This window comes from Clostridium sp. SHJSY1 (assembly GCF_031626875.1).
Lineage (GTDB): Bacteria > Bacillota > Clostridia > Clostridiales > Clostridiaceae > Clostridium.
On sequence record NZ_JANDMF010000001.1, the window covers coordinates 161,234 to 184,436 of the forward strand.

Annotated in this window: 21 protein-coding genes; 3 read left to right on the forward strand and 18 right to left on the reverse strand. The window is 28.1% G+C overall.

The window, feature by feature from the left end; genetic code table 11:
• The first annotated feature begins 164 nt into the window (after positions 1 to 164).
• A complete protein-coding gene (locus NNC19_RS00750; RefSeq protein ID WP_310936669.1) occupies positions 165 to 338 on the forward strand; it encodes a hypothetical protein in 174 nt (57 codons plus the stop codon).
• Between the two features lie 231 nt (positions 339 to 569).
• On the opposite strand, the gene NNC19_RS00755 is transcribed toward NNC19_RS00750, so the two are convergent.
• The 15 genes from NNC19_RS00755 to NNC19_RS00825 form a co-directional block, all read right to left on the reverse strand.
• Positions 570 to 1,400 carry a deoxyribonuclease IV gene (locus NNC19_RS00755; RefSeq protein WP_310936670.1) on the reverse strand — a complete coding sequence of 277 codons (831 nt, stop codon included), beginning with the start codon at positions 1,398 to 1,400 and terminating at the stop codon, positions 570 to 572.
• Positions 1,401 to 1,527: 127 nt separating this feature from the next.
• Positions 1,528 to 2,379 carry a flagellin gene (locus NNC19_RS00760; protein ID WP_310936671.1) on the reverse strand — a complete coding sequence of 284 codons (852 nt, stop codon included), beginning with the start codon at positions 2,377 to 2,379 and terminating at the stop codon, positions 1,528 to 1,530.
• A 72-nt stretch (positions 2,380 to 2,451) separates the two neighbouring features.
• On the reverse strand, positions 2,452 to 2,829 hold the full coding sequence (locus tag NNC19_RS00765; protein ID WP_310936672.1) for a zinc ribbon domain-containing protein: 378 nt from the start codon (positions 2,827 to 2,829) through the stop codon (positions 2,452 to 2,454).
• Between the two features lie 214 nt (positions 2,830 to 3,043).
• Positions 3,044 to 4,438, reverse strand: a complete 1,395-nt coding sequence (locus NNC19_RS00770; protein WP_310936673.1) for a glycoside-pentoside-hexuronide (GPH):cation symporter — start codon at positions 4,436 to 4,438, stop codon at positions 3,044 to 3,046.
• A 572-nt stretch (positions 4,439 to 5,010) separates the two neighbouring features.
• Positions 5,011 to 5,967: a flavodoxin family protein gene (locus NNC19_RS00775; RefSeq protein WP_310936674.1), complete on the reverse strand. Its 957-nt coding sequence runs from the start codon at positions 5,965 to 5,967 to the stop codon at positions 5,011 to 5,013.
• A 59-nt stretch (positions 5,968 to 6,026) separates the two neighbouring features.
• Positions 6,027 to 6,422, reverse strand: a complete 396-nt coding sequence (locus tag NNC19_RS00780; RefSeq protein WP_310936675.1) for a DUF6379 domain-containing protein — start codon at positions 6,420 to 6,422, stop codon at positions 6,027 to 6,029.
• Between the two features lie 12 nt (positions 6,423 to 6,434).
• A complete protein-coding gene (locus NNC19_RS00785; RefSeq protein ID WP_310936676.1) occupies positions 6,435 to 7,439 on the reverse strand; it encodes a TIM barrel protein in 1,005 nt (334 codons plus the stop codon).
• Between the two features lie 28 nt (positions 7,440 to 7,467).
• Positions 7,468 to 8,529 carry a Gfo/Idh/MocA family oxidoreductase gene (locus NNC19_RS00790; RefSeq protein ID WP_310936677.1) on the reverse strand — a complete coding sequence of 354 codons (1,062 nt, stop codon included), beginning with the start codon at positions 8,527 to 8,529 and terminating at the stop codon, positions 7,468 to 7,470.
• A 17-nt stretch (positions 8,530 to 8,546) separates the two neighbouring features.
• Positions 8,547 to 9,461, reverse strand: coding sequence for a sugar phosphate isomerase/epimerase (locus tag NNC19_RS00795; RefSeq protein WP_310936678.1), 915 nt, complete (start codon positions 9,459 to 9,461; stop codon positions 8,547 to 8,549).
• Between the two features lie 522 nt (positions 9,462 to 9,983).
• The gene (locus NNC19_RS00800; RefSeq protein ID WP_310936679.1) at positions 9,984 to 11,081 is read right to left on the reverse strand and encodes a Gfo/Idh/MocA family oxidoreductase; all 1,098 of its coding nucleotides are present in this window, start codon (positions 11,079 to 11,081) and stop codon (positions 9,984 to 9,986) included.
• Between the two features lie 368 nt (positions 11,082 to 11,449).
• Positions 11,450 to 13,996, reverse strand: coding sequence for a GH39 family glycosyl hydrolase (locus NNC19_RS00805; RefSeq protein WP_310936680.1), 2,547 nt, complete (start codon positions 13,994 to 13,996; stop codon positions 11,450 to 11,452).
• 372 nt (positions 13,997 to 14,368) lie between these two features.
• Positions 14,369 to 14,548 carry a hypothetical protein gene (locus tag NNC19_RS00810; RefSeq protein WP_310936681.1) on the reverse strand — a complete coding sequence of 60 codons (180 nt, stop codon included), beginning with the start codon at positions 14,546 to 14,548 and terminating at the stop codon, positions 14,369 to 14,371.
• A 255-nt stretch (positions 14,549 to 14,803) separates the two neighbouring features.
• Positions 14,804 to 15,472 carry a DUF6198 family protein gene (locus tag NNC19_RS00815; protein ID WP_310936682.1) on the reverse strand — a complete coding sequence of 223 codons (669 nt, stop codon included), beginning with the start codon at positions 15,470 to 15,472 and terminating at the stop codon, positions 14,804 to 14,806.
• 134 nt (positions 15,473 to 15,606) lie between these two features.
• On the reverse strand, positions 15,607 to 16,395 hold the full coding sequence (locus NNC19_RS00820; RefSeq protein WP_310936683.1) for a DAPG hydrolase family protein: 789 nt from the start codon (positions 16,393 to 16,395) through the stop codon (positions 15,607 to 15,609).
• Positions 16,388 to 16,900, reverse strand: coding sequence for a DUF1097 domain-containing protein (locus NNC19_RS00825; protein ID WP_310936684.1), 513 nt, complete (start codon positions 16,898 to 16,900; stop codon positions 16,388 to 16,390). The genes NNC19_RS00820 and NNC19_RS00825 overlap by 8 nt, the downstream gene beginning before the upstream one ends.
• Positions 16,901 to 17,070: 170 nt before the next feature.
• On the opposite strand from NNC19_RS00825, the gene NNC19_RS00830 reads away from it, so the two are divergent.
• Positions 17,071 to 17,952, forward strand: a complete 882-nt coding sequence (locus NNC19_RS00830; protein ID WP_310936685.1) for a LysR family transcriptional regulator — start codon at positions 17,071 to 17,073, stop codon at positions 17,950 to 17,952.
• Positions 17,953 to 18,005: 53 nt separating this feature from the next.
• Here the strand turns inward: NNC19_RS00830 and NNC19_RS00835 are convergent, their stop codons facing one another.
• Positions 18,006 to 20,006 carry an FAD-dependent oxidoreductase gene (locus tag NNC19_RS00835; RefSeq protein ID WP_310936686.1) on the reverse strand — a complete coding sequence of 667 codons (2,001 nt, stop codon included), beginning with the start codon at positions 20,004 to 20,006 and terminating at the stop codon, positions 18,006 to 18,008.
• Positions 20,007 to 20,187: 181 nt separating this feature from the next.
• Between NNC19_RS00835 and NNC19_RS00840 the strand changes: the two genes are divergently transcribed.
• Positions 20,188 to 21,054 (forward strand): LysR substrate-binding domain-containing protein, encoded by an 867-nt coding sequence (locus NNC19_RS00840; protein ID WP_310936687.1) that lies wholly within the window; start codon positions 20,188 to 20,190, stop codon positions 21,052 to 21,054.
• 58 nt (positions 21,055 to 21,112) lie between these two features.
• Here the strand turns inward: NNC19_RS00840 and NNC19_RS00845 are convergent, their stop codons facing one another.
• Complete coding sequence (locus NNC19_RS00845; RefSeq protein ID WP_310936688.1) at positions 21,113 to 22,537, reverse strand: HAMP domain-containing sensor histidine kinase; 1,425 nt, start codon at positions 22,535 to 22,537, stop codon at positions 21,113 to 21,115.
• Positions 22,538 to 23,191 carry a response regulator transcription factor gene (locus NNC19_RS00850; protein ID WP_310936689.1) on the reverse strand — a complete coding sequence of 218 codons (654 nt, stop codon included), beginning with the start codon at positions 23,189 to 23,191 and terminating at the stop codon, positions 22,538 to 22,540.
• Between the last annotated feature and the right edge of the window lie 12 nt (positions 23,192 to 23,203).

Consider the following 23,203-nt stretch of genomic DNA (forward strand, 5'->3'; position numbering starts at 1 on the left):
ATCAGTATATTATCCTCCATATATTTTGTCAATATAAATCATTAATATATCAAAGTTTTTAGGTTAAAAGGATTTTTTCTTGAATTATTCATAGAATAAAATATAATTGTTATATATCGCTTCTCAAAATATGTTAATAGTTACAAAGAAAGGAGGTATAATATATGCCAATCGAACCTACTATCCTTAATTCTGTTTTATCCATTGTAATTTTATTTTTTATAATTGGAGGTATAAGTGTTATTGAAAAATTTACTTCTAAAAATAAAGAGTTAAACAAAAAATCAGATACCATTCTAAATATAATTTCAAATTTATTAGAAGATAATCAACAATGAAATAATTACAAAAAAAGTCAGCTAAATTGCTGACTCTAAAATTTGCTATCAATCTTTTTGGTTTACTTTGCTAGTATGTTTAGTTTTGCCGTTATTTGATTTTCTTTCTTTCTCTTGTTGGCTTTTGCAACCACAATCCTTCTTTTCACTCACAACATCATCTCCTAACATAAATATCAATATTTATATTATCTTCAATATCTAAATTATAATGCTATGATTTTTTTAATATTATTTATACATACCTCTTAATGATTCTATCTCTTTTGCATATCCATCAAGCTCATTAGGTGTTTCAAGGAAAAATGGCATATGTCTGAGCTTTGGATGGTTTATAATTCTTGTAATTGCCTCTATCCCTATAGATCCTTCTCCAATCTTTTCATGTCTATCTTTATGACTTTCAAATGGATTTTTGCTATCATTTAGATGAATTGCATGTAATCTATTTAATCCTATTATTCTATCAAATTCATCTAAAACAGCATCCAAGCTATTTACTATATCATATCCAGCATCATATACATGACAAGTATCTAAACAAACTCCTAAATGATTATTAAGTTCTACCTTACTTATTATCTCTGCTATCTCCTCAAAATTTCTTCCAATCTCTGTTCCTTTACCAGCCATTGTTTCTAACAATATTTTTGTAGTTTGCTCTGGTTTGATAACAGAATTTAATAAACTAACTATATAATTTATTCCAACATCTACACCTTGCTTAACATGACTTCCTGGATGAAAGTTATATAAATTGTTAGGCAGATATTCCATTCTCTTCAAATCATCTTTCATCATTTCTTTAGCATATTCTCTTGTTCTCTCATCTGCTGAGCATGCATTTAATGTATATGGTGCATGAGCTAATAATTTTGCAAACTTATTTTCTTCTAATATTTTTAAAAGTGCCTCTACATCACTCTTATCTATTTCTTTTGCTTTCCCGCCTCTTGGATTACGAGTGAAAAATTGAAATGTATTTGCTCCTATTTGAATTGCTTCTTTTCCCATATTTTCAAAGCCTTTAGTTGTTGATAAATGACATCCTATATTTAACATTTGTTCCTCCTTAAAAATGAAAATGGAGAATTTTTTATTATTCTCCATTAACTTATCTCTTCTTACCTACTATGATACTATTATATTTTAAACACTTCAATAAACACTTTCTATTTTTTAATAATTATTATCTTCTATTATTGCTATCCATCATAGATTTTAATAAATCCACCATACCTTCTTCTTGCTTCCTAACTTGTACCATAAGAGCTTGAGTCACTTCAAGTAACATACTATTTTTTGCATATTCCATAGATTCCTTTGCCATATCAACATCTATTATTCTTGATAAAGCACTTGTTAAGTTCTCTGAATAATTATCTATATTATCTATTGTATATTCTAATCTATTTTCATAAGCTCCAATTTTTCCTCTTTGAATAGATACTTTATCTATAGCATTTTTTACTGCTGTCATAGCCTTTTCTGCTTCTTCTGGAGTATTTATATTTACCCCATTTAGTCCAAGATTTCCAACATTCATAACTCCAGTATCTATTTCAATAGCTTGCCCTGCATTTGCACCAACTTGAATGTGAAACTTATTACTACCACTACCATCTTTATCTTTAAATAAAGGTATTGTATTAAATTCACTATTATTTCCTATTCCACCAATAGTATCTAATAATTGATTAAATTCTTCAGACATAGCAGCCCTATCAAACTCAGAATAAGTTCCATTAGCACTTTGAACAGATAATTCATTTAATCTTTGCAGTATATTCTGTACACCTTGAAGTTGGCCATCAGCTGTCTGTAGCATAGATACACCATCTTCAGCATTACGTTTTGCCACTTCTAAGCCTCTAATTTGAGCTTTCATTCTTTCAGATATAGCTAATCCAGCTGGATCATCTGCAGCACTATTAATTCTTAGTCCTGAAGAGAGTCTTTGAATTGATCTATTAATCTTATTTTGATGAATATTCATTTGATTACACAGTTTTAAAGCATTTACACCCCAACTTATTTGCATAACTTTTCCTTCTTTTCTTTATTTTTCCCTATATATTCCATTATCGTATAATGCTAAGCTTTCTTTATATAATTATCTAATTTTCTCTCCACATTTTGGACAATAAATAAAATTTTTATCTATTTCAGCCCCACAATTTTTACATCTATTTATAATATCGAAATCATTACTCACTTCAATCATGTCCCAATAAATAATCTCTATATTTTCTTCATTTTCCATAGCCTTTCCTTTTTCCTTTGGAATGCTAAATATCCTATTGCATCTATTACAAATTATATAATAACTTTCATTCCACTTAAAAATCGGAATGAAGAAAAGGTGAAAAAAGCTGTATTTTTTTATTAATCTAACTGTAACTCCTGTTTTACAACATTTGCAAGTTACACTATCTAATGTTTTTATTTCTTTACTTTTATCTTCTATCCCAAATACACCTATAAAGAACAAACTTATTTCACCACCTTTAATACATTATAACCTTATAAAATCTTTTTTGCTATAAATTGCTGTGCCTATCATAAGCTTTAATATTACTATATACATATAATAATTAAAATCTCTTATTTGAGATTAATAATTTTGCTGTTAAAATATTAAATGCAGTAAACATCTATACCAAATGTCTACTGCAATATATTAAATTTAATTCTTTTTAAAAACTTTAAGCCTCTTGTTTATTTTTCTCTTCTAATTCCCTAACTATTTGAGGGTGAATAGAATCTAAATTATAGAATAACAATGATACTATTTGTATTATGCTGCATAACACAGGAACTGTATAGTAAATTAGATTAATATGGTTAACTATACTAGATGAGATATTATTAGCATTATACCCTGCAAAAGCTAATACATATCCAATAACTGCACCACCAATGGCCATACCTACTTTAGTTGCAAAACTATAACCTGCATAAAGAGTTCCTTCTGAACGTTCTCCAAACTTCCATTCATTATAATCAACTGAATCTGCTGTCATTCCAAATACAGATCCTGAACCAATTCCTCCAAAAATATTTCCTATAAAATAAACTCCTATAAATATAGTCATATTATCACTAAAAAATGGCATAATACAAAATGATATACTATAAATAATTAAACTAATTATATTTGCATTTCTATGACCAAATTTCTTAATAAATAATGGGGCAATTGCTGATGAAAAAAATAATGATACATATTGTAATGGTAAAAGTATAGAAACCATAGCTGAATTTTTTAGAACACAGTTACAAAAATATATTGTTATAGCTGTAACTGCACCTATCTTTACAAACATAAACAAAGCAAAAATAATAGTAGTTACCCATGGTACATTTCTCATAGCATTTTTATATGTTTTTATAATATTAGCTTTTGATTTATTTTTTTCAATAGTATTTGACTCAATATAACGTTCTTTACATTTAAACGAAACAGTTAAGTAGCAACAAACACCAATTATTGCATACAAAATAGTTGTAAGGATAAATCCCGTTTTTTCATCTCCTTTTCCTAATACCTTTACAAGAGGCATAGTGCCAGCTGTTACAAATATATTTCCTGCTGCCATTCCAATCATGCGAAAACTAGATAACTGAGCTTTTTCATTAGTATCTCTTGTCATTAATGGCATTAAAGCCCCGTAAGGAATATTTACCACAGAATAAACTATTCCAATAACTATATAAGTAATATATTCATATATTATTTTCCCTGTATTAGATATATTAAAAGAAGTAAATGTTAATACTAAAATTATAGCAAGGGGTATTATTCCAAAAAGAATATATGGACGAGTTCTTCCATACTTTGTATTTGTTCTATCAACAAAACCACCAATTACAGGATCTATAAAGGCATCTAAAATTCTTGCAAATAGAAATAATGTTGCAGTTGCTGCTACTGGTATCAGAGCAACATCAGTATAATAATAAAGAAGAAAGCTTCCAATAAATCCCCATATTAAATTTGATGCAAAATCCCCCAATCCATAACTTAATTTTTCTGACTTTTTCAATTTAACCTCATTATTATTTTGTATTTTAACATCACCTAAAGTTTCTAGTTTCATATATTTTCTCCCTTCTATCCTAAATAGATAATATATATTGAATCTTGATAATTAATTTCTTGTATCACTTTCTGTTGTAAAATTATTATTGACTAAGTATAATAATATTGTAAATTGCATACTGATAATCTTTATTTAATGATGGTCTGGAAACTTTCTATTAAATTTGGAATATCAGTATGTGTACAATATATCTTGTACACTTTTGTTTAAACTCTTAAACATTATTCTTAATCCCTCCTCTATCCTTCATTATTCATTGTCAATAGGTTAATCCGAACGCGTGGTTACGTTTACTTGATCTACAAATTAAAATTTGTATTCATAATTTTAATTTAATTCTTATGTTTATGCTATTATTATATCCTCCACCTATTGTAAACGCCTTCATATAGTTAGCTATTTCTATTCATTTTCTTATACTTATGTAGCATTTCTCTAATAACCTTACATAAAAATTAAAAAACCAATCTTAAATATTAACTTAATTAACAAATATCTATTAAAAAGAAAAGGAGTAAACTTTTATAAAAATCTACTCCTTTTAATTCTAACGCTTCAATTCTGTAATTTTACTCTCCATATCCTTTATATTTTTCAAGTAATTCTTGTTTATTTGGAATTTGTCCAGGTCCAACAGCTTTTGTGGAAATTTCAACCTGATGTTCTAATTTCCCATCATAGAATAAACGTGATCTCTTTTGCTCAACTTCACTAAAGTTAATCCTAATTTTTCCATCCCCTAAAGTTAACTCTCCACTAATTCCACAAACAGGGCACTCTACTTGATTTTTATTGTGCATTATAGTAAGCATATCACAATGACATACTGGACAAACGCCTTCATCAGCACCTCTCCATTTCTTCATTTCTTCTTCTGTTTCGCAATTTATAGCATCTTCTATATTTTGTCCCATTACTACCATACGATCCATTACTTCTTGATTTCCAACTACATGCTCATGAGCCATAGCCCCAAAGTATTCATACTTATCCACTACATTAATCCCCATAGACATTGTAAATTCATACATAGTTGGCATAGCAAATGATAGCCAGTTTTGTGTCATAGCACCTCCAACTGTAATAAGGGCTGCCACCCTTGGTTTAAATGATCTTTCATCTGGTAATTGTTCTGGGTTCTTACCCATTTCTATACCTTTCTTTTTTGCTTCTGTTCTAAATGCAATGTCATGTGAAGGCCCTAATCTATCACATACAGTTTTAAACTTTCCTGTTGGTGATAATACATATGTAGGAGATCCTACAATAACTGCATCACATTCCATAAGTGCCTCATCTATAATGTACATTTCATCCTTTAAGTGGCACTTTCCATTTCCACCATGCAATAAACTTACTACACAACCTATACAGCCTGTACAATCTTGAATATTTAAATCATCAGCACGAATAAATTTTACTTCAGTACCTACATTTTCACATTCCATTAGTGCAGTTTTTATCATAACTTCAGTATTGCTCATTTTTCTTCCAAATGAAATACCTAATACTTTCTTTTTACTCATGAATTTTAATCTCCTTTTTTTCACATGCTAGTAATTACTTTTACTAGCACATTAAATGTTTATTTTATTGTAACTGTTCTAGTCCTTTCCCCTTCAAAAGGTACTGGAATATATGCAACTCTTATAACCGTAGTTAGTTTAACATCATGCTCTCCTTTAGAAAGTCCCCCTTCTTTTTCAACAAATACAGTAGCTTCTTCACCATATTCCCATTTATAAGTAGTAACTGTTTCCATTTCATTTAGAGTAAAATAATCCTCTCCATTAGGACTAAATTTGATGCTTTCTCTTGGCACTTCAACTCCATCTACCTCTACTTTTATATTATGGACCATGGATAATGGTATTCCTCTATAATAAGTTATTAATGTCTTCATTTGAAATCCCTTAACTTTTCCATTTTTATCTGATACGTTTTTGCAAGTATTTTCGCTAAATACATAATTATCAAACATACTTTTTTCCTCCTATCTTCCTAACTTATCAATATATTTTTTTAACATTTCTTGATGTTTTTTTACTTGTTCAAGTTCTTTAACTTCTTCACCATCAAGAGTAAATCTATTTCCTTCATATTCAGTTGAAATATATCCTTCATATCCCTTTTCATCTAAATATTTAATTAATTCTCCATATGGTATTGAATATTCTACACCATCATCTGTCATTTCATATACTTTCCCATGAATATGCTTAATATAAGCTATATGTTCATCTAAAATGCTAAAATCACTAGCTTCATAACCATCAGCAAATATAGTGTACATATGGTCAATCTCATTTTTACATAAATCAGTTAACTCTTTTGGCCTACCACCTTGCTTTGTAAAAAATTGTTTTGGATCAGTTCCATTAGCAAAAATATCATCTATATATTTAATAACATCGTCATTTACCCCTAAGCTTCTGAAGTAACTTGTTGCTACTCTTGGATGTCTTCTACAGAATATTCCTGTGTCAACAACAATACCAATGTATGGTGAATTTGTTTTATGAATAACATCAATGAATGCTTTTGTCATTGGGTGATCAAAGCTCATTCCCCCATGAATTTCTATAGCTAGCGTCACATTATATTTTTCTGCATAAGGCAAAGCTGGTTCAATAATTTCTGGAGGTGTCATTGATACAAGTCTAACCAATTTAAATCCTAAACGATTAGCTAATTTAATTTCCTCAATTAATGCATCTGTAGCTTCTTTAGTTGTTAATGTCCTATTTTTATAAAGACATGTATTTATAAAAATATCATTACAAACTGGTTTCACTTTATATTTAGACATAAGTCTGTCCCATTCTTTTAATGATTCTTCTGATGGATGAGGAGTTCCTTTAAGCATTTGGTCACTTATAAACTCCATTTCTGCCCCAATTTCCTTTAAAAACTTAAATATATCCTCTAAATTCATTTTTCCTCTGGCATATTGATCTTGTAAACTATAAAAACTTACTGAACGTTTAATATTTGACATAATTTTTTCTTCCTTTCTCATCTAAATTTTATTCAAAATCTATTGATCTTCCTGTTGCAGCTGACTCTCTTACTGCTTCCATAACAGCTAATACTCTTCTTACCTCAGGTGCTTTTATAATCAATTCTTCTTTACCTTCTAATACATTTAAATAATTTTCAAAGAACATAATATGAGCAACATTTACCTTTGGTAGTTCTTCTGTTATTAATACCCCTTCTGGTGGTGGTCCGAATGAACGAGTTGGCCCTGAAGCTGTCATAGTAGTTTTTCCTGGAACATTTTTAAGAAGTCTTGTTGTTCTGGCAATTTTTCCTTCTGGTTCAAAACCGTCACTATACATACTTCCAGTATCTCCACCTATAAACCAATGTCTTTCAAACCACTTTGGTTTGTCTGCTAAAAAATATGTTCCAAGCTCAATTTCTCCTGTTACTCCATTTTCAAATTTAAATAGAATTTTAAAGTAATCATCAACTTCTTCATTAATGACATTTCTTAAATCAGCAAATATAGTCTTTACTTTACTATCAACCATATAAAGAATTTGATCTATTAAATGAACTCCCCAATCATATAACATTCCACCACCATATTTTTTATAAACATGCCAATCATGCATATTTCCATTTATTCCATATAGCATTGACTGGATAGTAAATACATTTCCTAAAGCTTTTTTATCATAAACTTCTTTTGCTGTTCTAAAATCTTCATCAAATCTACGTTGTTGATGTACTGTAAATAATACTCCTGCATCTTTTACTACAGCTATCATTTCATCATACTCTTTAACGTTCATTGCTGCTGGTTTTTCACAAATTATGTTCTTACCTGCCTTTGCAGCCTTGATTACGACTTCCTTATGAACATGGTTACTTACTGAAATAATTACTGTATTGATTTCTTCTATTTTTAATAACTCATCTACACTAGTAGTTTTTATAACTCCTTCAGTAATTGCATCTGACATTCTTTTTTCTTCTATATCACATAGAGCTGTTACATTTGTAGCTTTTAATGAATTTAATGTTTTTTCATGTATGTGTCCCATAAATCCAAAACCAATTATCCCGAAATTAACTTTCATTTGTATTTCCTCCTTATCTAAATCACAAAATTCCTTAAATATTTTGCTGTTAAAATTACTGATTTTTTAGCTTCTTCAATTGATCCTTCAAATGCTTTGTCTTCTACTTCTATACATGTATAACCCTTGTACCCTATATCAGTTAAAGCCGAAACATATTTTCCCCAGTCTACGTCTCCAAGACCTGGAAGCTTTGGTGACATATATTGAAGTGGTGTAGCCATTATTCCTACATCATCTAATCTATCTTTAAATATTTTTATGTCCTTATAGTGAACATGGAATATCTTATCCTTGAATTCATATATTGGCTTAATATAGTCAATTTGTTGCCATACAAAATGAGATGGATCATAGTTAATTCCAAAATTATTACTATCTAATATCTTAAATACTTCTTTCCAAATAGCTGGTGTTGTCATTAAGTTTTGTCCACCTGGCCATTCATCATTTGTAAATAACATTGGGCAATTTTCAATAGCTATCTTTACGCCTTTTTCTTCTGCATATTTTACAATTGGAGGCCATACTTCTTTTACTATTTCTAAATTTTCCTCAAGAGTTTTATTAGGAATTCTCCCAAGAAAAGTTGTAATCATATTTACACCAAGCTTTCCACTTGCATCTATTAACTTGTACAAATGATTAACATAAACTTTTCTTTTTTCTAAATCTGAGTCTAAAGTATTTGGATAATATCCAAGTGCTGATATTTCCACACCTTTTTCCTTGCAGTAATTATTAATATATTTTACTTTTTCCTCATCTAACTCTGATATATCTATATGTGATACCCCTGCATATCTTCTTTCAGCCTTTCCTTTTGGCCAGCAGCAAACTTCTAAACATTCTAAATTATTTTCAGCTGCAAAATCTACTAATTCTTCAAAGTTTAGTTCACCAAGAATAGCACTGTTTAATCCTAATTTCATTTTTTCATCTCCTTATAAGTCTATATTTATTGTTAATCTTTATTTTTTTGTTCCTTGATACATTCTTATTGTACCTTTTCCCTCTATGTAAACGCATTCTCTTAATTAGTCAGTTATATCTATATTGTTGTTTTAATATATATAATTTTCATATCTTATAAAAAAAGATTAATAAATTAAATCAAAATATTAACCTTTTTTAATTTTATATGTCTAAAGCCAACCTCATTACACCATAAATTCCTGCTTTTGAAACTCCTCCTATAACAATCACTTCCAGATCACATACACATGAAATAATAGCTAAATCACTACCAAGCTTTTCCCCTAAATCTTCAACTAATTAAGCTTATTTTTATTTTTTTGCTATATCTATACCAAATCCATACTTTCTCATTTAAATTTCTCCTTCTATATCTTTTTATTTTTCAAAAATAGTAAATTTATAGTTCTATTAACAAAGGGAACTGATAAATAAAACACCTTATCAGTTCCCTTTGAATATCAAATACATATGAATTCTTATAGTTCTACTGGCTTGCCAGTCTCTGCTGACTTGTAAATTGCTTCTAAGATTTGTGTTACAACAAAAGCTTGTTCTGGCTTAACTAATGGTTCTGTATCATTTAATATACAATCAATCCATTGAATAGCCTCTGCATCACGTTGTTCTAATTGTCCTGCTCCTTCAAATCCAAATACTCCATCTGCATCTGAAGGTTGAGATTGAACTAATTTACCATGGGCTACTTTATTAAATACAACATATCCTTGATCTGCAAAAGCTAGCCCAAACATTTCTGCTCCAGCATCAGTGCCACATAATGTTACTTGTGCTTCTTTTGGATTAATCATATTTAATGCCCATGCAGCTTCTAAATATATAGTTGCTCCATTTTCCATTTTAATAAATCCAAATGCAGAATCTTCTGTTTCAAAAGTTTCTGGATTCCATGGTCCAAACATATTTCCTTCTGGTTTGTCCTTTAGTTTTTGAAAAACTGATCCGAATACAGTTTTTGGTTTATAATTATTCATGAACCATAATGTTAAATCTAATGCATGAGTTCCAATATCTATTAATGGACCTCCACCTTGCTTAGACTTATCTGGAAATACTCCCCATGTAGGAACCCCTCTACGTCTTATAGCATGAGCTTTTGCCATGTATATTTCACCTAATTCTCCATTTTCACAAGCTTCTTTTGTTTCAAGTGAATCAGAACGGAAACGATTTTGATAACCAATTGTTAATTTCTTGCCTGTTCTCTTAGCTGCATCTAACATCTTTTGTGCTTCTGCACTATTTATAGCCATCGGCTTTTCACACATAACATGTTTACCAGCTTCTAAAGATGCCACTGTAATTTCTGCATGAGATACATTTGGTGTTAATACATGAATCACATCGATAGTCTCATCTTTGATTAACTCCTTATAATTAAGGTATACTTTTGCAGCTTCTGTACCAAATTCTTTTGCAGCTTTTACAGCTCTCTCTTCAGCAATATCGCAAAATGCAACTAATTCTACTTTATCTGTAAGTTTTGACAATGCTGGAAAATGCTTTTGATTTGCAATTCCTCCACACCCAATAAATCCAATCTTTAATTTTTTCATCTTAACTACCTCTCTTCTTATTTATAGTAAATTTATAATTTTTAATTTAGGGATTTGATTTAGTCTTCTTTGAACATCTTTATTGTACCTTTTCACCTTTTGTAAACGCATTCTTTTAATTATTCATTTCTATTCATATTATTGATTAAATAGCTAAAATTTTTTAATAAACAAAATTATATTAATAAAGTGAATTAAATTTTTAATATCTTTTTAAAAATACCTATAGAGAACTCTTAGAATACGTTTTATACTTATTTATAAATCTATATTTTGAAACTAAATTTTTTAACCAATAAAAAAATAGCTGGTAAAATAACCAACTATCTTTTAACAATGAATTTTCCTTTAAATCTTTAATAAAGTTCTTAACTATATTCAAATGTAATCTCAAAAAAATTAACTTCATGTGGTGAAAGGTGACTTTCTAAGTTTAACATCCCTTCGCTTTCTATATAAAAAACTGTTTGTTTAGGTACACAAATCTGTTTCAAATAATCAATTTCATCTTTCTTAATATTATAAATGGCACTCATATTTAGCCACTCATCAAAAACACTTCCATGTTCCCTATTTAAAACATATTCCTTTACTCTATAACGACCATTTTTTGTTCCATTAAGATTAATAGATATATTCAAATTTTTTTGATTTTCATAGATATTGTAATATTGCTCCAACTTTACTGGTGTTTCCTCACTTAAACAATAAAAATAATCAAAATGTTTATAATTATAAGTAATAATTTCATAATTATATGAAGACTTTTTAGTTATTATATATCCATCACCTTTATCAATTAGCTTACTTCCAAGTTTAGCTAGCATTTCATAAGCATAAAATCCTGGCTTATTTATTCCATTTGCACTTATAAGCCCCATGTCTCCATATAATAAATTTTTTGAATCTTTCAGCTCCCCAGAAATATCTGAGCAAAGCCAATAACCAAAGCTATCTGTTTCATCTAAATTATCTACAATATTTTTAGTAATATATGCAGCTTTGAAAGTTGTATCATTAGCTGGATGCCTATGAGATATACTAGAATTATATTCTGTAACATGGAACTCTTGAATATAAATTTCTGAATCCTTAATTATTTTACGTATTTTTTCTAACTTTACTTTTGCATAACTTCTATCCTTAGAGGGTAATAAATGTGTTAAATATTCCCCATCTTCATCTTTGTATTGTTTATTAACTAAATTACTTTTCTTATTTATATTCTCTAGTTTACTATCTTCAATTAATTCATAAGGATATATAGATATAGATATAAAATCCATCTTAATATCTGATTTTTTCATCTGGTTTAAAAACTCGTTAAACCACTTCATATTTACCTCTGGATTGAAACCTGGACCTCCTACCTTTGCATTAGGTACTATACTTTTTATTATTTTATAATAATTTTTAAAGGTATTTATATATTTGTCAAACTTGCCACTCCAAAAAACATAATCATTATCTCCCTCTTTCCAGATTTCAAAATACCATTGTTCTACTTCATTAATTCCATATCTATTAATGCAATGTACCATAAATTTTTCTAATAACTCTAAAGATTCATTAAAACTTTTTTGTCTTTCTGATGAATTTCTAAAATACATAACTTTATCAGAAACAAGATTTAACACTTTGGCTTTATCTCCTAATTCAATAAATGGTTTTAAATTTATACTATATAAAAAATCTATTAATTTATCCACTTTATTGAAATTATAGTTTGATTCTCTATCATTTTCATCTCCATAACTAAGCATTTCATCACTAAAAACACCTTGAAACCTAGCATATTTAAATTTAATTTTCTTTTGAATATCCGTTAAGTGTTGTTGTAAATCTGATCTAAGTCCATCTTGAGCATAGCCTAAATTAATTAAGTTTCTCCATGAATGTCTCATTGTTTTTGATATATCAACATTAACATTTATGGTAATATTCTTTTCATTATCATTTCCTATAAATTTATCACTTATTTCTTTTTCTTGTTCTATATACTTTGTTAGTTTTTCAAAGGCTTGATTATAATCTACCTTTGTTATTTTATACTCCACCTTTTCACTTTTCTTATTTTTAGACTGCTTTTGTCTAATCTGGTTACGATATTCTGCTGGAGTAGTATCATATACTTCTTTAAATATTTTGTTAAAAGCTACCAAGTTAGGAAATCCATTATTCATTGCAATTTTGGTTACTGAATTATTTGTACGAATAAGTTCCTTCACTGCCTGTGATAATCTAAATTCATTTAAATATTTTGAAAATGTCATACCCATATGAATTTTAAAAAACTTAGATAAATATTCTGGAGTTAAATATTGTGAATCTGCTACATCTTTAAGAGAAATCTGTTGATAATAATTTTTCTTAATATACCCTACTATATTATTTATACGTTCTGAATATTTATTATTTTTAACTTCTGTAATCTGCATTTTATGATTATCTGTAATTACAAAATTAGCATTTAATATATAAATTAAATCATATATTAAAGACATAATTTTTAAATTATACCCATCTTCTCTATTCGAATACGCATACATAATTTTAGCTAATATTTTTCTAATATCTTCATAATGTTCATTTTCGTTAATAGTAGAATTACATAAAAATAAACTCTGTTCTCTTTTTACAATATCATTAAAGAAGTCATTATCTATTTGTATTGATAAAATAAGATTTTCTTCTTCTCCATGAATTTCATAAATATCTCCATTATTAATTAGAACTACATCTGATTCTTTTAACTTGTATTTTTGGTTATTTACAGTTATTTTTAATTCACCTTTTAGAATAAATAAAAATTCTACATTCCTTTGTATACTGGTTGAAATTTTGTTTATTTTATTTAAGAAAATTTCTAATGGTATATTTCTATTTTCATTAGTACTTTTTCTTATGTTACCCATATATTGCACACTCCCTAAAAAGATAATATTTATATACCCTGTATGCTCGTATCATCTATCTTTTTTAATTGTTGAACTCACCTTGCTTTATTTATTATGGTTTATTTATGTATCATAAAATGTAAAACAACTTTTTTGTTATCGTTATCAAAACTCATCTTAAAGCCCCTCTCTTTATTTCATATTTTTTTATTACAATCAATAAATTTTAGACTTAACAATATAAAAAATGTTAGTACATGTTCTTTGTTTTAAAAATTAAATATACTCTAATGATATAATATATTTAACTTTTAAAACAACTCAATAATGAAATTTTATTTTCATTATTTCAAACATATAAAAAAACTGCATAAGTTTTAATCTAAAAACTTATGCAGCCTCTTTTAATTCTATTTGTTTTTCTTTAGCTTGGGCACTTTCCATATCTTGAACAGCTTTTCTTAATATTAATATTTCTGATGTAGTTAACCTTGGATTAGAGAACATCATGTAAATCATGCCCTTCTTAAAAGATTCAGAGTAAAAAATGTTTTTCAATAATTTTTTCATAAATTATCCTCCTTAAGTTTTTCATTTTATTTACATTATTATCATAATTTATCCAAAGAAATTTTAAAAGTATTTTTTTACCAGATAACGTTTTGTTTTATGAATAATTAGTATATGTTTTGTGACTATTTTGTTAACTTTCTTAAGAACATCTTGAAATCATTTACGAAAACGTATATATTATTATGTTTAGCTTTACATAAAAAAAAAGATTAAAACATATAAATTATACATTTTAATCTTAATTTACATTTATCAATCCAAGTTAACATCCATACCAATATCCTTAAGTAATTCATCAATAAAGCCAAGTCTTTCATTAAAAAACTTAGCTATAAGTCCTACAATTAGAGCAGCTATAATAGTCCCTTCTCTAACTCCTACAATATTATGAAATATAATTAAGGAAATAATGCATGCACCTATAGTTAATGATGCATCAAAAACTATTTTAGTTGTTCCAAACTCCTTTTTCATTGTATCTGAAATAGCCTTTACAAAAGCCTCTCCTGAAAGCATAACAACATCTGCAATTACTTCCATGCTAATTCCAAATCCAAGAATTAAACATCCAATTAGTAAATAAATTAATTTTAATGCATATATACTAGGATTAAGAAATGAAAGCCCTTCCATAGTTAAATCAATAAAAAATGCAAATAGAAATGATACTGGTATTTGTAAAAGTTGTACCTTCTCAAAATTCTTTTTTAATAAGAAAGCTTGTCCTAAAATTAAAAACATATTCAATATAAAAGTAAACTCTCCCATAGTAAGTGAAAATCCCTTACTTAAAGTAAATGGAATACTTGATATTGGAGATGTTCCAAGACTTGCTTTAGTAATAAAGCTTACTCCTAAAGCATTGATAAATAATCCTACAATAAAAAATACATACCTTTTTAATAATTCCTTTTTCGTCATTTATAATACCTCCTGCTAAATTTATTTTAATATTTTTTATCCCATTCAATTTCTTCTAACTCTTGCAACTAATAAACTAAAAAGGAAATAGTCACATAGAATAAACATTTATTCTATATGACCTTAATTACTTTCTACCAATTATCTTTTTCTTCATTATAAACCTTTGGTAAAATTGCTGCTAAATTAGTAAATTCTTTAATATTATGTTTAAACAATGACCTTGGTACAATTTCTGGTACTGCTTTACCTTCTGGAATAATCTTTATAAATTCTCCATCTTCAAACTTGTATCCAATCCAAAATCTTGATTCAAACATAATTCCACCTTGAACAGTGTAATACTTATGTGTCATAAAAGCAGGAACATTACCAACTCCAATTGCACATACCATCGATTTACATTTATCACTACCTAAAATATTCATATCATATCCAAAATCTTTTGGACATTTAAAAGCTAATATTAAATCTTCTGGTCCAAGACCTATATCTTCTTTTATTTTATGATTCACTCCCCATGTTTTTTGATTTAATGGCACATTAAGATCTAATATATATTCAGGTTTATCTATCCTTGCATAGTAATGATCTTCTGGATCCCAGATTTTATATCTTAAATCACTTCCTATCCCATGCCATGCAAACCACCAATCTACCATTTCAACAGTAACATCCTTCATAAAAGTAGAATTGGCAACATATCCAATTCCATCTTCCATAACAGAAAAACCTGCTTGAATACCTGTATCTTCACCTTTTAAAAATATATTTCTATCTTTTATATTTAGAGTTTCTTTAGGTTTTGCAACTTCTCCATTTGCTATCTTTATTTTTTCTTCTGGAATTTCTGCTAAATCTTCATAATAATATTTAACATATGATAAACTTTTTTCTTTTTCAGTTAACTCAACTTTACTCATTCTTATTCATCCTCTTTCTTATAAAACTTTGAAAGTAACTATTAAAAGCACCAACATACCATACCCCAACAAGCATTGTTATTAGGAGTTTAATAAAAACGATTCCTAAATTATTTTGCCCTGCTTGTCCAAATGTCCCTAGTGCTATAGCCCAACTTCCAAGCCAAGCTGGTAAAAACACTATTTTTTCTAAAATAGTAAAAGATAATATAACACAAAAAAATCCCATTATACATAAAACTAAAAATAGTAATATATTATGATTAATTCCGTTAATCTCTAATAATTTTGTTGCTACATATCCCCATATAACTCCCATTAAGAAACCACAAGATATAGGTAATCCATTTTTCACATTATCTCCAGCTGCTACATAAATCCCTGCACAAGCTAAAGCTATCCAACCAAATTCAATTCCACATAAAGAACTAAGTACAGCCCAAGCAGGTGGTAAAAGTGCAATTCCTATTGCCGTAGGTAATGATATTTTTATTTTTTCTTTCATATACTTCCCTCATATAAATTATTTGTTTATATATTAAAAATGCTATTCAAAAATCTAATTAGTATATACTAATTATCCATAATTACTTATTATAATAATTAATCCCAAGGTTTGCTAATATATTTTTCATAACTTATAATAAGTATATACTTATTATTGGTGGTGATTTAATGAACATAAGACAATTAAAATACTTTCTTGCTGTTGCAGAAAACTTAAATTTTACTAAAGCTGCAGAAAAGTATTATATTTCCCAAACTGCAATTACTCAACAAATACAATCTCTAGAAAAAGAACTTAATGTAAAACTCTTTAATCGTACAAATAGGCATGTAGAACTCACACCTTCTGGAGCTGTTTTTGTAAAAGAAGCTGAGTCTCTTATAAACCATACCAAAGAAGCTATTGAAAGAACACAAATAGCATCTACAGGCTTTACTGGTTCACTAAGCATTGGTTTTGTAAAAGGTTATGAACAAACTTCCTTTTCTAAATTAATTCAATCTTTCTATAACAAATTTCCTAATATATCTCTGTTTTTAGTACGTGATAACATTGAAAATTTATATTTAGATTTAGTTAATAAAAAGAGATACGATATAATTTTTAATGTTAACTATCAGTTAGAAAAATATGATAACATAAATTATAAAGTCATAGAAAATCATCCTCTTATTGTGGTTGTCTACTCTAATCATCATTTTGCTAATAGAAATACATTAAAAAAATCAGATTTGAAAAATGAATTATTTATTGCAAATGAATTATATAAAAATCCTAATAATGAAACATTAAACATTAATAGCACTTATACACACCCAGAGTTAATACCAAGCATAGCCAAACAATCAAGAGATATTGAAACTATTTTACTTATGGTCTCTTCAGGTATGGGGATTGCTGTACTCCCAGATTATACTATTAAATCATATACTAATTTTTCGAATTTAGTATATATTCCCCTTGATGAAGAGGAATATATTGAAACCATTGCTGCTTGGAATAAAGATAATTCCAATCCATCTCTAACTAAATTTCTAGAAAGCCTTTAATAACAATAATTTTTGCTTTGACTTATAAAATAATAAATCAAAGCTTTTTTATTTTATAACTCTGCTGCTACATCAAAACCAGCATGTGATGCTGTATAAACACTACCTATTTTATTGCAATCTCCAATTATATGTGTTTGCATTTGAGGTAACATCTCTCTTAATTCATTAACTTTATCTTTACGTGATCTCATTCCTAATGCTAAAACCACTGTATCAGCTTCATAAGTTTTCCATTGAAGTTTTGTATTTATTGTTTTAACACCTTCATCTGTTATCTCTTCTAATTTTGTATTAGTAACAATCTTTACATTATGCTTTTGTAGTAAAGATTGTAATGAAAATTTAACTATTAATGATGCTCCATTTAAAAGTGCTTCTGCTCCTTGCATTTCTATTAAAGTTACATCTTTTCCTTCTTTAGCTAAAGCATATGCAGATTCAGCACCAGTAAGGCCTCCTCCAACTACAACAACTTTATTTCCAACTTTAACTTTTCTTGCATCCACATCCCCTGACCAATATACATGATTCTTTTCTATTCCTTTAACATTTGGGATAAATGGAGTTGACCCAACTGCTATTATTAATTCATCTGGGTTTTCTGCTTTTATAATCTCTTCTGTTACCTCTATATTAAATACTATTTCAGCTCCAGATTTCATAGTTTGATTTACTATCCAATTTAAATAATTCTTTAAATCTTGCTTAAATTCTAATTCTGATGCAACTATTAATGTTCCTCCTAAATGATCTTCTTTCTCAAACAATTTAACTTCATGACCTCTTTCAATAGCTGTTAATGCTGCTTGCATTCCTGCTGGTCCTCCACCAACAATAACAACTTTTTTCTTTTCATCTGCCTTGTCCACTTTTCCCTTTGGATAATCACTTTCACGACCATTTATAGGGTTTACAGCACAACGAGTTTTCTTGAAAAATGCAGAACGGCCACAACACGTATTGCATCTTAAGCATGGTCTAATATCTTCATTTCTGCCTTGAGCTGCTTTTTTCATAAAGTCTGGATCTGCTACAAAAGGTCTTGCCATTGCAACAAAGTCCACAAGTCCTCTTGATAGAATTTCTTCAGCATTTTCAAGAGTCATAACTGAACCTACTGCCGTAACATATAAATCATCACCAACAGCCTTCTTTATCTCTTCTGCAAAATGAATGTTTAGCATATATGGAATGTATAATGGTTGAATCATATATGGAATTGTAAATGGATTTGGAAGCATTCCTGCTGATACATGAAGTATATCTATTTTATCTTTAATCATTTTTACAAATTCAATTACTTCTTCTACCTTCATTCCACCTTCAACTAATTCATCAGCACTAATTCTATACTCAAGAATAAAGTTTTCTCCAACTTTTCTACGAATAGCATCTAACATTTCTATACAAAAACGTGCTCTATTTTCAAGACTTCCACCATATCTATCTGTTCTTCTATTTACATATGAAGATAGGAATTGGCTAGGTAACATTCCATGTGCTCCATGAATCATTACCATTTTAAATCCACTATCTTTGCATCTTAACACAGCATTAGCATAATCATCTATTGTCTTATTTATTAATTCAATACTCATTTCCTCAACTTCTGCTGGAGCTTTTCCTTGAAGCTTTGAAAAATATTCATCTATTTCTGCTGGTTTTGGTGTTGAACTAACTGGTTTTAATCCTTTATGAGCAAGATTTACTGAATTTGAAAATCTTCCTCCATGATTTAATTCTATAGATAAAACAGCTCCATATTTATGTATTTCATCTGCTAAGTGATCAAGTCCCATTTTTACATTATCGTCACCTAAGTTTATTTGCCCTTCATGGTCCATAGCATGTCCCCAGTTTACTGCTGAATCTCCAACTGTTACTATTCCTGCACCACCTCTAGCAAATGGCTTATAAAAATCAATTAACTCCTTTGTAACCCATCCTTCTGGTGTTGCCATACAAGGAACCATTGGTGCTACCTCAATTCTATTTTTAAATTCTACACCTTTAATTACCATTGGCTTAAAAATATTTTTATATTTGTTCATAAAATTTCCTCCCTTATGTATAAAAGAATCGTTAACTTTTTAACTTAATTATAGTAATAAATAATAATAACTTCTAACATCAATTTCCAATAGAATAAGAAGGAAAACTTCTTATTCCTTTGTTTACTCATTTAGCATAAATATATATAATTAAAATATTAGAAGTTATGGAGGAAATTTTATGGATACACGTCAATTAGAATATTTTGTAGCTGTTGCTGATTGTTTAAATTTTACAAAAGCAGCTCAACAATTTTATATATCTCAAACTGCAATAAGCCAACAAATAAAATCATTAGAAGAAAACCTTAAAGTAAAATTATTCAAAAGAAATAATCGTTCTGTCGAGCTTACTTCAGCTGGGAATATCTTTTATAAAGATGCAAAATTTATTATAGCTAAAACAAATGAAGCTATAAATAAAGTTCAACTTACAACATCTGGTTATAGCGGATTTCTTAACATTGGAATTATCCCTGGACATGAGCAATCTTATCTCCCAAAGCTACTAAGAAATTTTCGAAGACAATATCCTTTAATTGATATATGTATAAAGGAAGATAACATTGAGAACTTAAATAAACAACTTCAAGAAGGTCTTTTAGATGTAACTTTTAATGTAGATTTTTCTTTAGATAAATATAAAAATATAAGATGGAAATCCTTAACGAAACATCCTCTCTATGCTGTATTATATAAGAATCATCCTCTTTCAAAAGAAAAAAAGCTCACCCGTAATTTTCTGAGAAATGAAAATTTTATCTTTATTAAAAGAAGTGCAGCTCCTTATGGATTTGATAGAATGATTAGTAATTGTATTGATTGTGGATTTTCACCTAAAATAGCACATAAAACTGACTCTATAGATACTATGTTTTTAATGATAAAAGCCGAAATGGGAATAACCATCTTCCCAAAATATTTTGAAAATGATGATTTAGTATTTATCAAAATGGACGGTGAAAATGAATATATTGAATCTGTTTTAGCTTGGAATTCTACAAATGCCAATCCAGTTTTATCAACTTTCCTTGATAATGTGTATTAATCCTTAGAAAAAAGTCTTCATAAATTTAAAAACTTATGAAGACTTTTCATCCTATATTTTAACCAATTGTAAATTTTACCCTTATAGTTGTTCCATTATCAAGTTCACTATCTACTGAAATTTTTGCATTATGAATTTTAGCTATCTGTGCACACAATGAAAGACCTAATCCTACGCCTCCATTAGCTCTTTCTCTAGACTTGTCCACCATGAAAAAAGGCTCAAATATTTTATCTATCTCTTCTTTTGGAATTCCAATTCCATTATCTTTTATTTCTAGTATTGCATCACTTTTGCTCTCTTTATATGCTTTTATATAAATTTTACTCCCTAGCTTAGATGCCTTTATTGAATTATCCACTAAATTGTTAATAAGAATTCTAATTAAACTTTCATTTATTGCAACCACTAATTCTTCACATACTATTTCTAATTCTATATTTTTTTCTTCTAATTTATATGATAAGTCATTTTTTATAGCTATCAATAGCAAATCTATTTTTTCAGCTTTTATTTGAAACTTATCCTTTCTAAGTATAATTAAATCCATTAAAGTAAAAGATAACTTCTCTAATCTCTTACCAGCATCATATATAAAAGTAAGACAATCTATAAATATTTCTTCATTGTATTGATTTGTTCTTAAATAATCAGAATACCCTATTATGGATGTTAAAGGAGTTCTAAGCTCATGTGCTAAGTTATCAATAAACCGTTGCTTATCCTCAGATGCCCTTTGAAGTTCATTTATCTTATCTTCCACAACATCTGCCATATCATTAAAATGTTTTGATAAAATTCCAACTTCATCATGGGATGACACTTGAACTCTTTCACTAAATTCTCCTGATGCTATTGTTTTTGTTGACTTAATCAGTTTATTTATTGGATTTACTATAAATTTGCTTAATATAATTGTTACAATAACCAATACTATTGATACCACTAGATTTAATTTCAAAAGAAGATTGAGTAAATATTTTCGATTATTATAAGTGTTTGAAATATCTTTTACATAAGAAACCTCATAATAATTATTATCTAAATTAATTTTTTTTGTTATAAACATATAGGTTTTATCATTAACATCTTGTATTATGTAATTCACTTTGTTTTGAGATGTATTTAATTCTTCAGGAAACTCTGGAATATCTATGTCTAAGTTACTAAAAATAACCTTTTCCTTTTCATCTACTATATTAAAACAAACATTTTGTTTTCCAAAACCATCTAAATATCTATTAATCATTGAATCTATATTTTGCTTATCTACTTGCATTTTATAAGAATCTTGCTGGTTTTTCAGTAAAAATAAATTTGATTCTATTGACGAGCACACTCTATAATGTTCGTTTACTGCAGAATCAATCTCTTCATTAAGATTTAATTTAAAGCTGCTATTAAATAGATATATACATGAAGGTATAAAGAAAATCTCGAAAGTAATTAAAATACATAGAAATATTTTTTCCCAAAACTTCATTTATTCCACCAACCTATATCCTAACTTAAATACTGTTTTTATCTTATCTTTAAGCCCCAACTTTTTTCTTAGTTTTTGTATATGATTATCTATTGTTCTAGTTTCTCCAAGATAATCATATCCCCAAATCATCTCTATTATTTTTTCTCTTGTTAGAACTACATTTTTGTTTTTTACTAAAAACGCCAAAAGCTCAAATTCTTTTGGTGTAAGTTCTATAACTTCACCACTCTTTTTTACTATCATTTCTTCTAAATGTATCTCTAAATCTTCTATATTTATCACATTAATATTTTTTTTATAATGCCTTAAAGTATTTTCTATCCTCGCCAATAATTCAAGGCCTTCAAATGGTTTAGTCATATAGTCATCAGCACCTAACTTTAATCCATGTACTTTGTCTATAACAGATGTTTTAGCAGTTAAAAAAATTACTGGAATAGCTAAAGGTTTAATCTTTTCAAATAAAGTAAATCCATCTATTTTAGGAAGCATAACATCTAAGATTATTATGTCAAACTCTGCTTTATTAAGTTTATTTAAAGCTTCTTCTCCATCAAATACCACTACACATTCATAACCTGCCATATTCAAATTTAACTTAATTAAATTTGAAATTGGCAAATCATCTTCAACTACCAAAACTTTTATCATGCTTATCCCTCC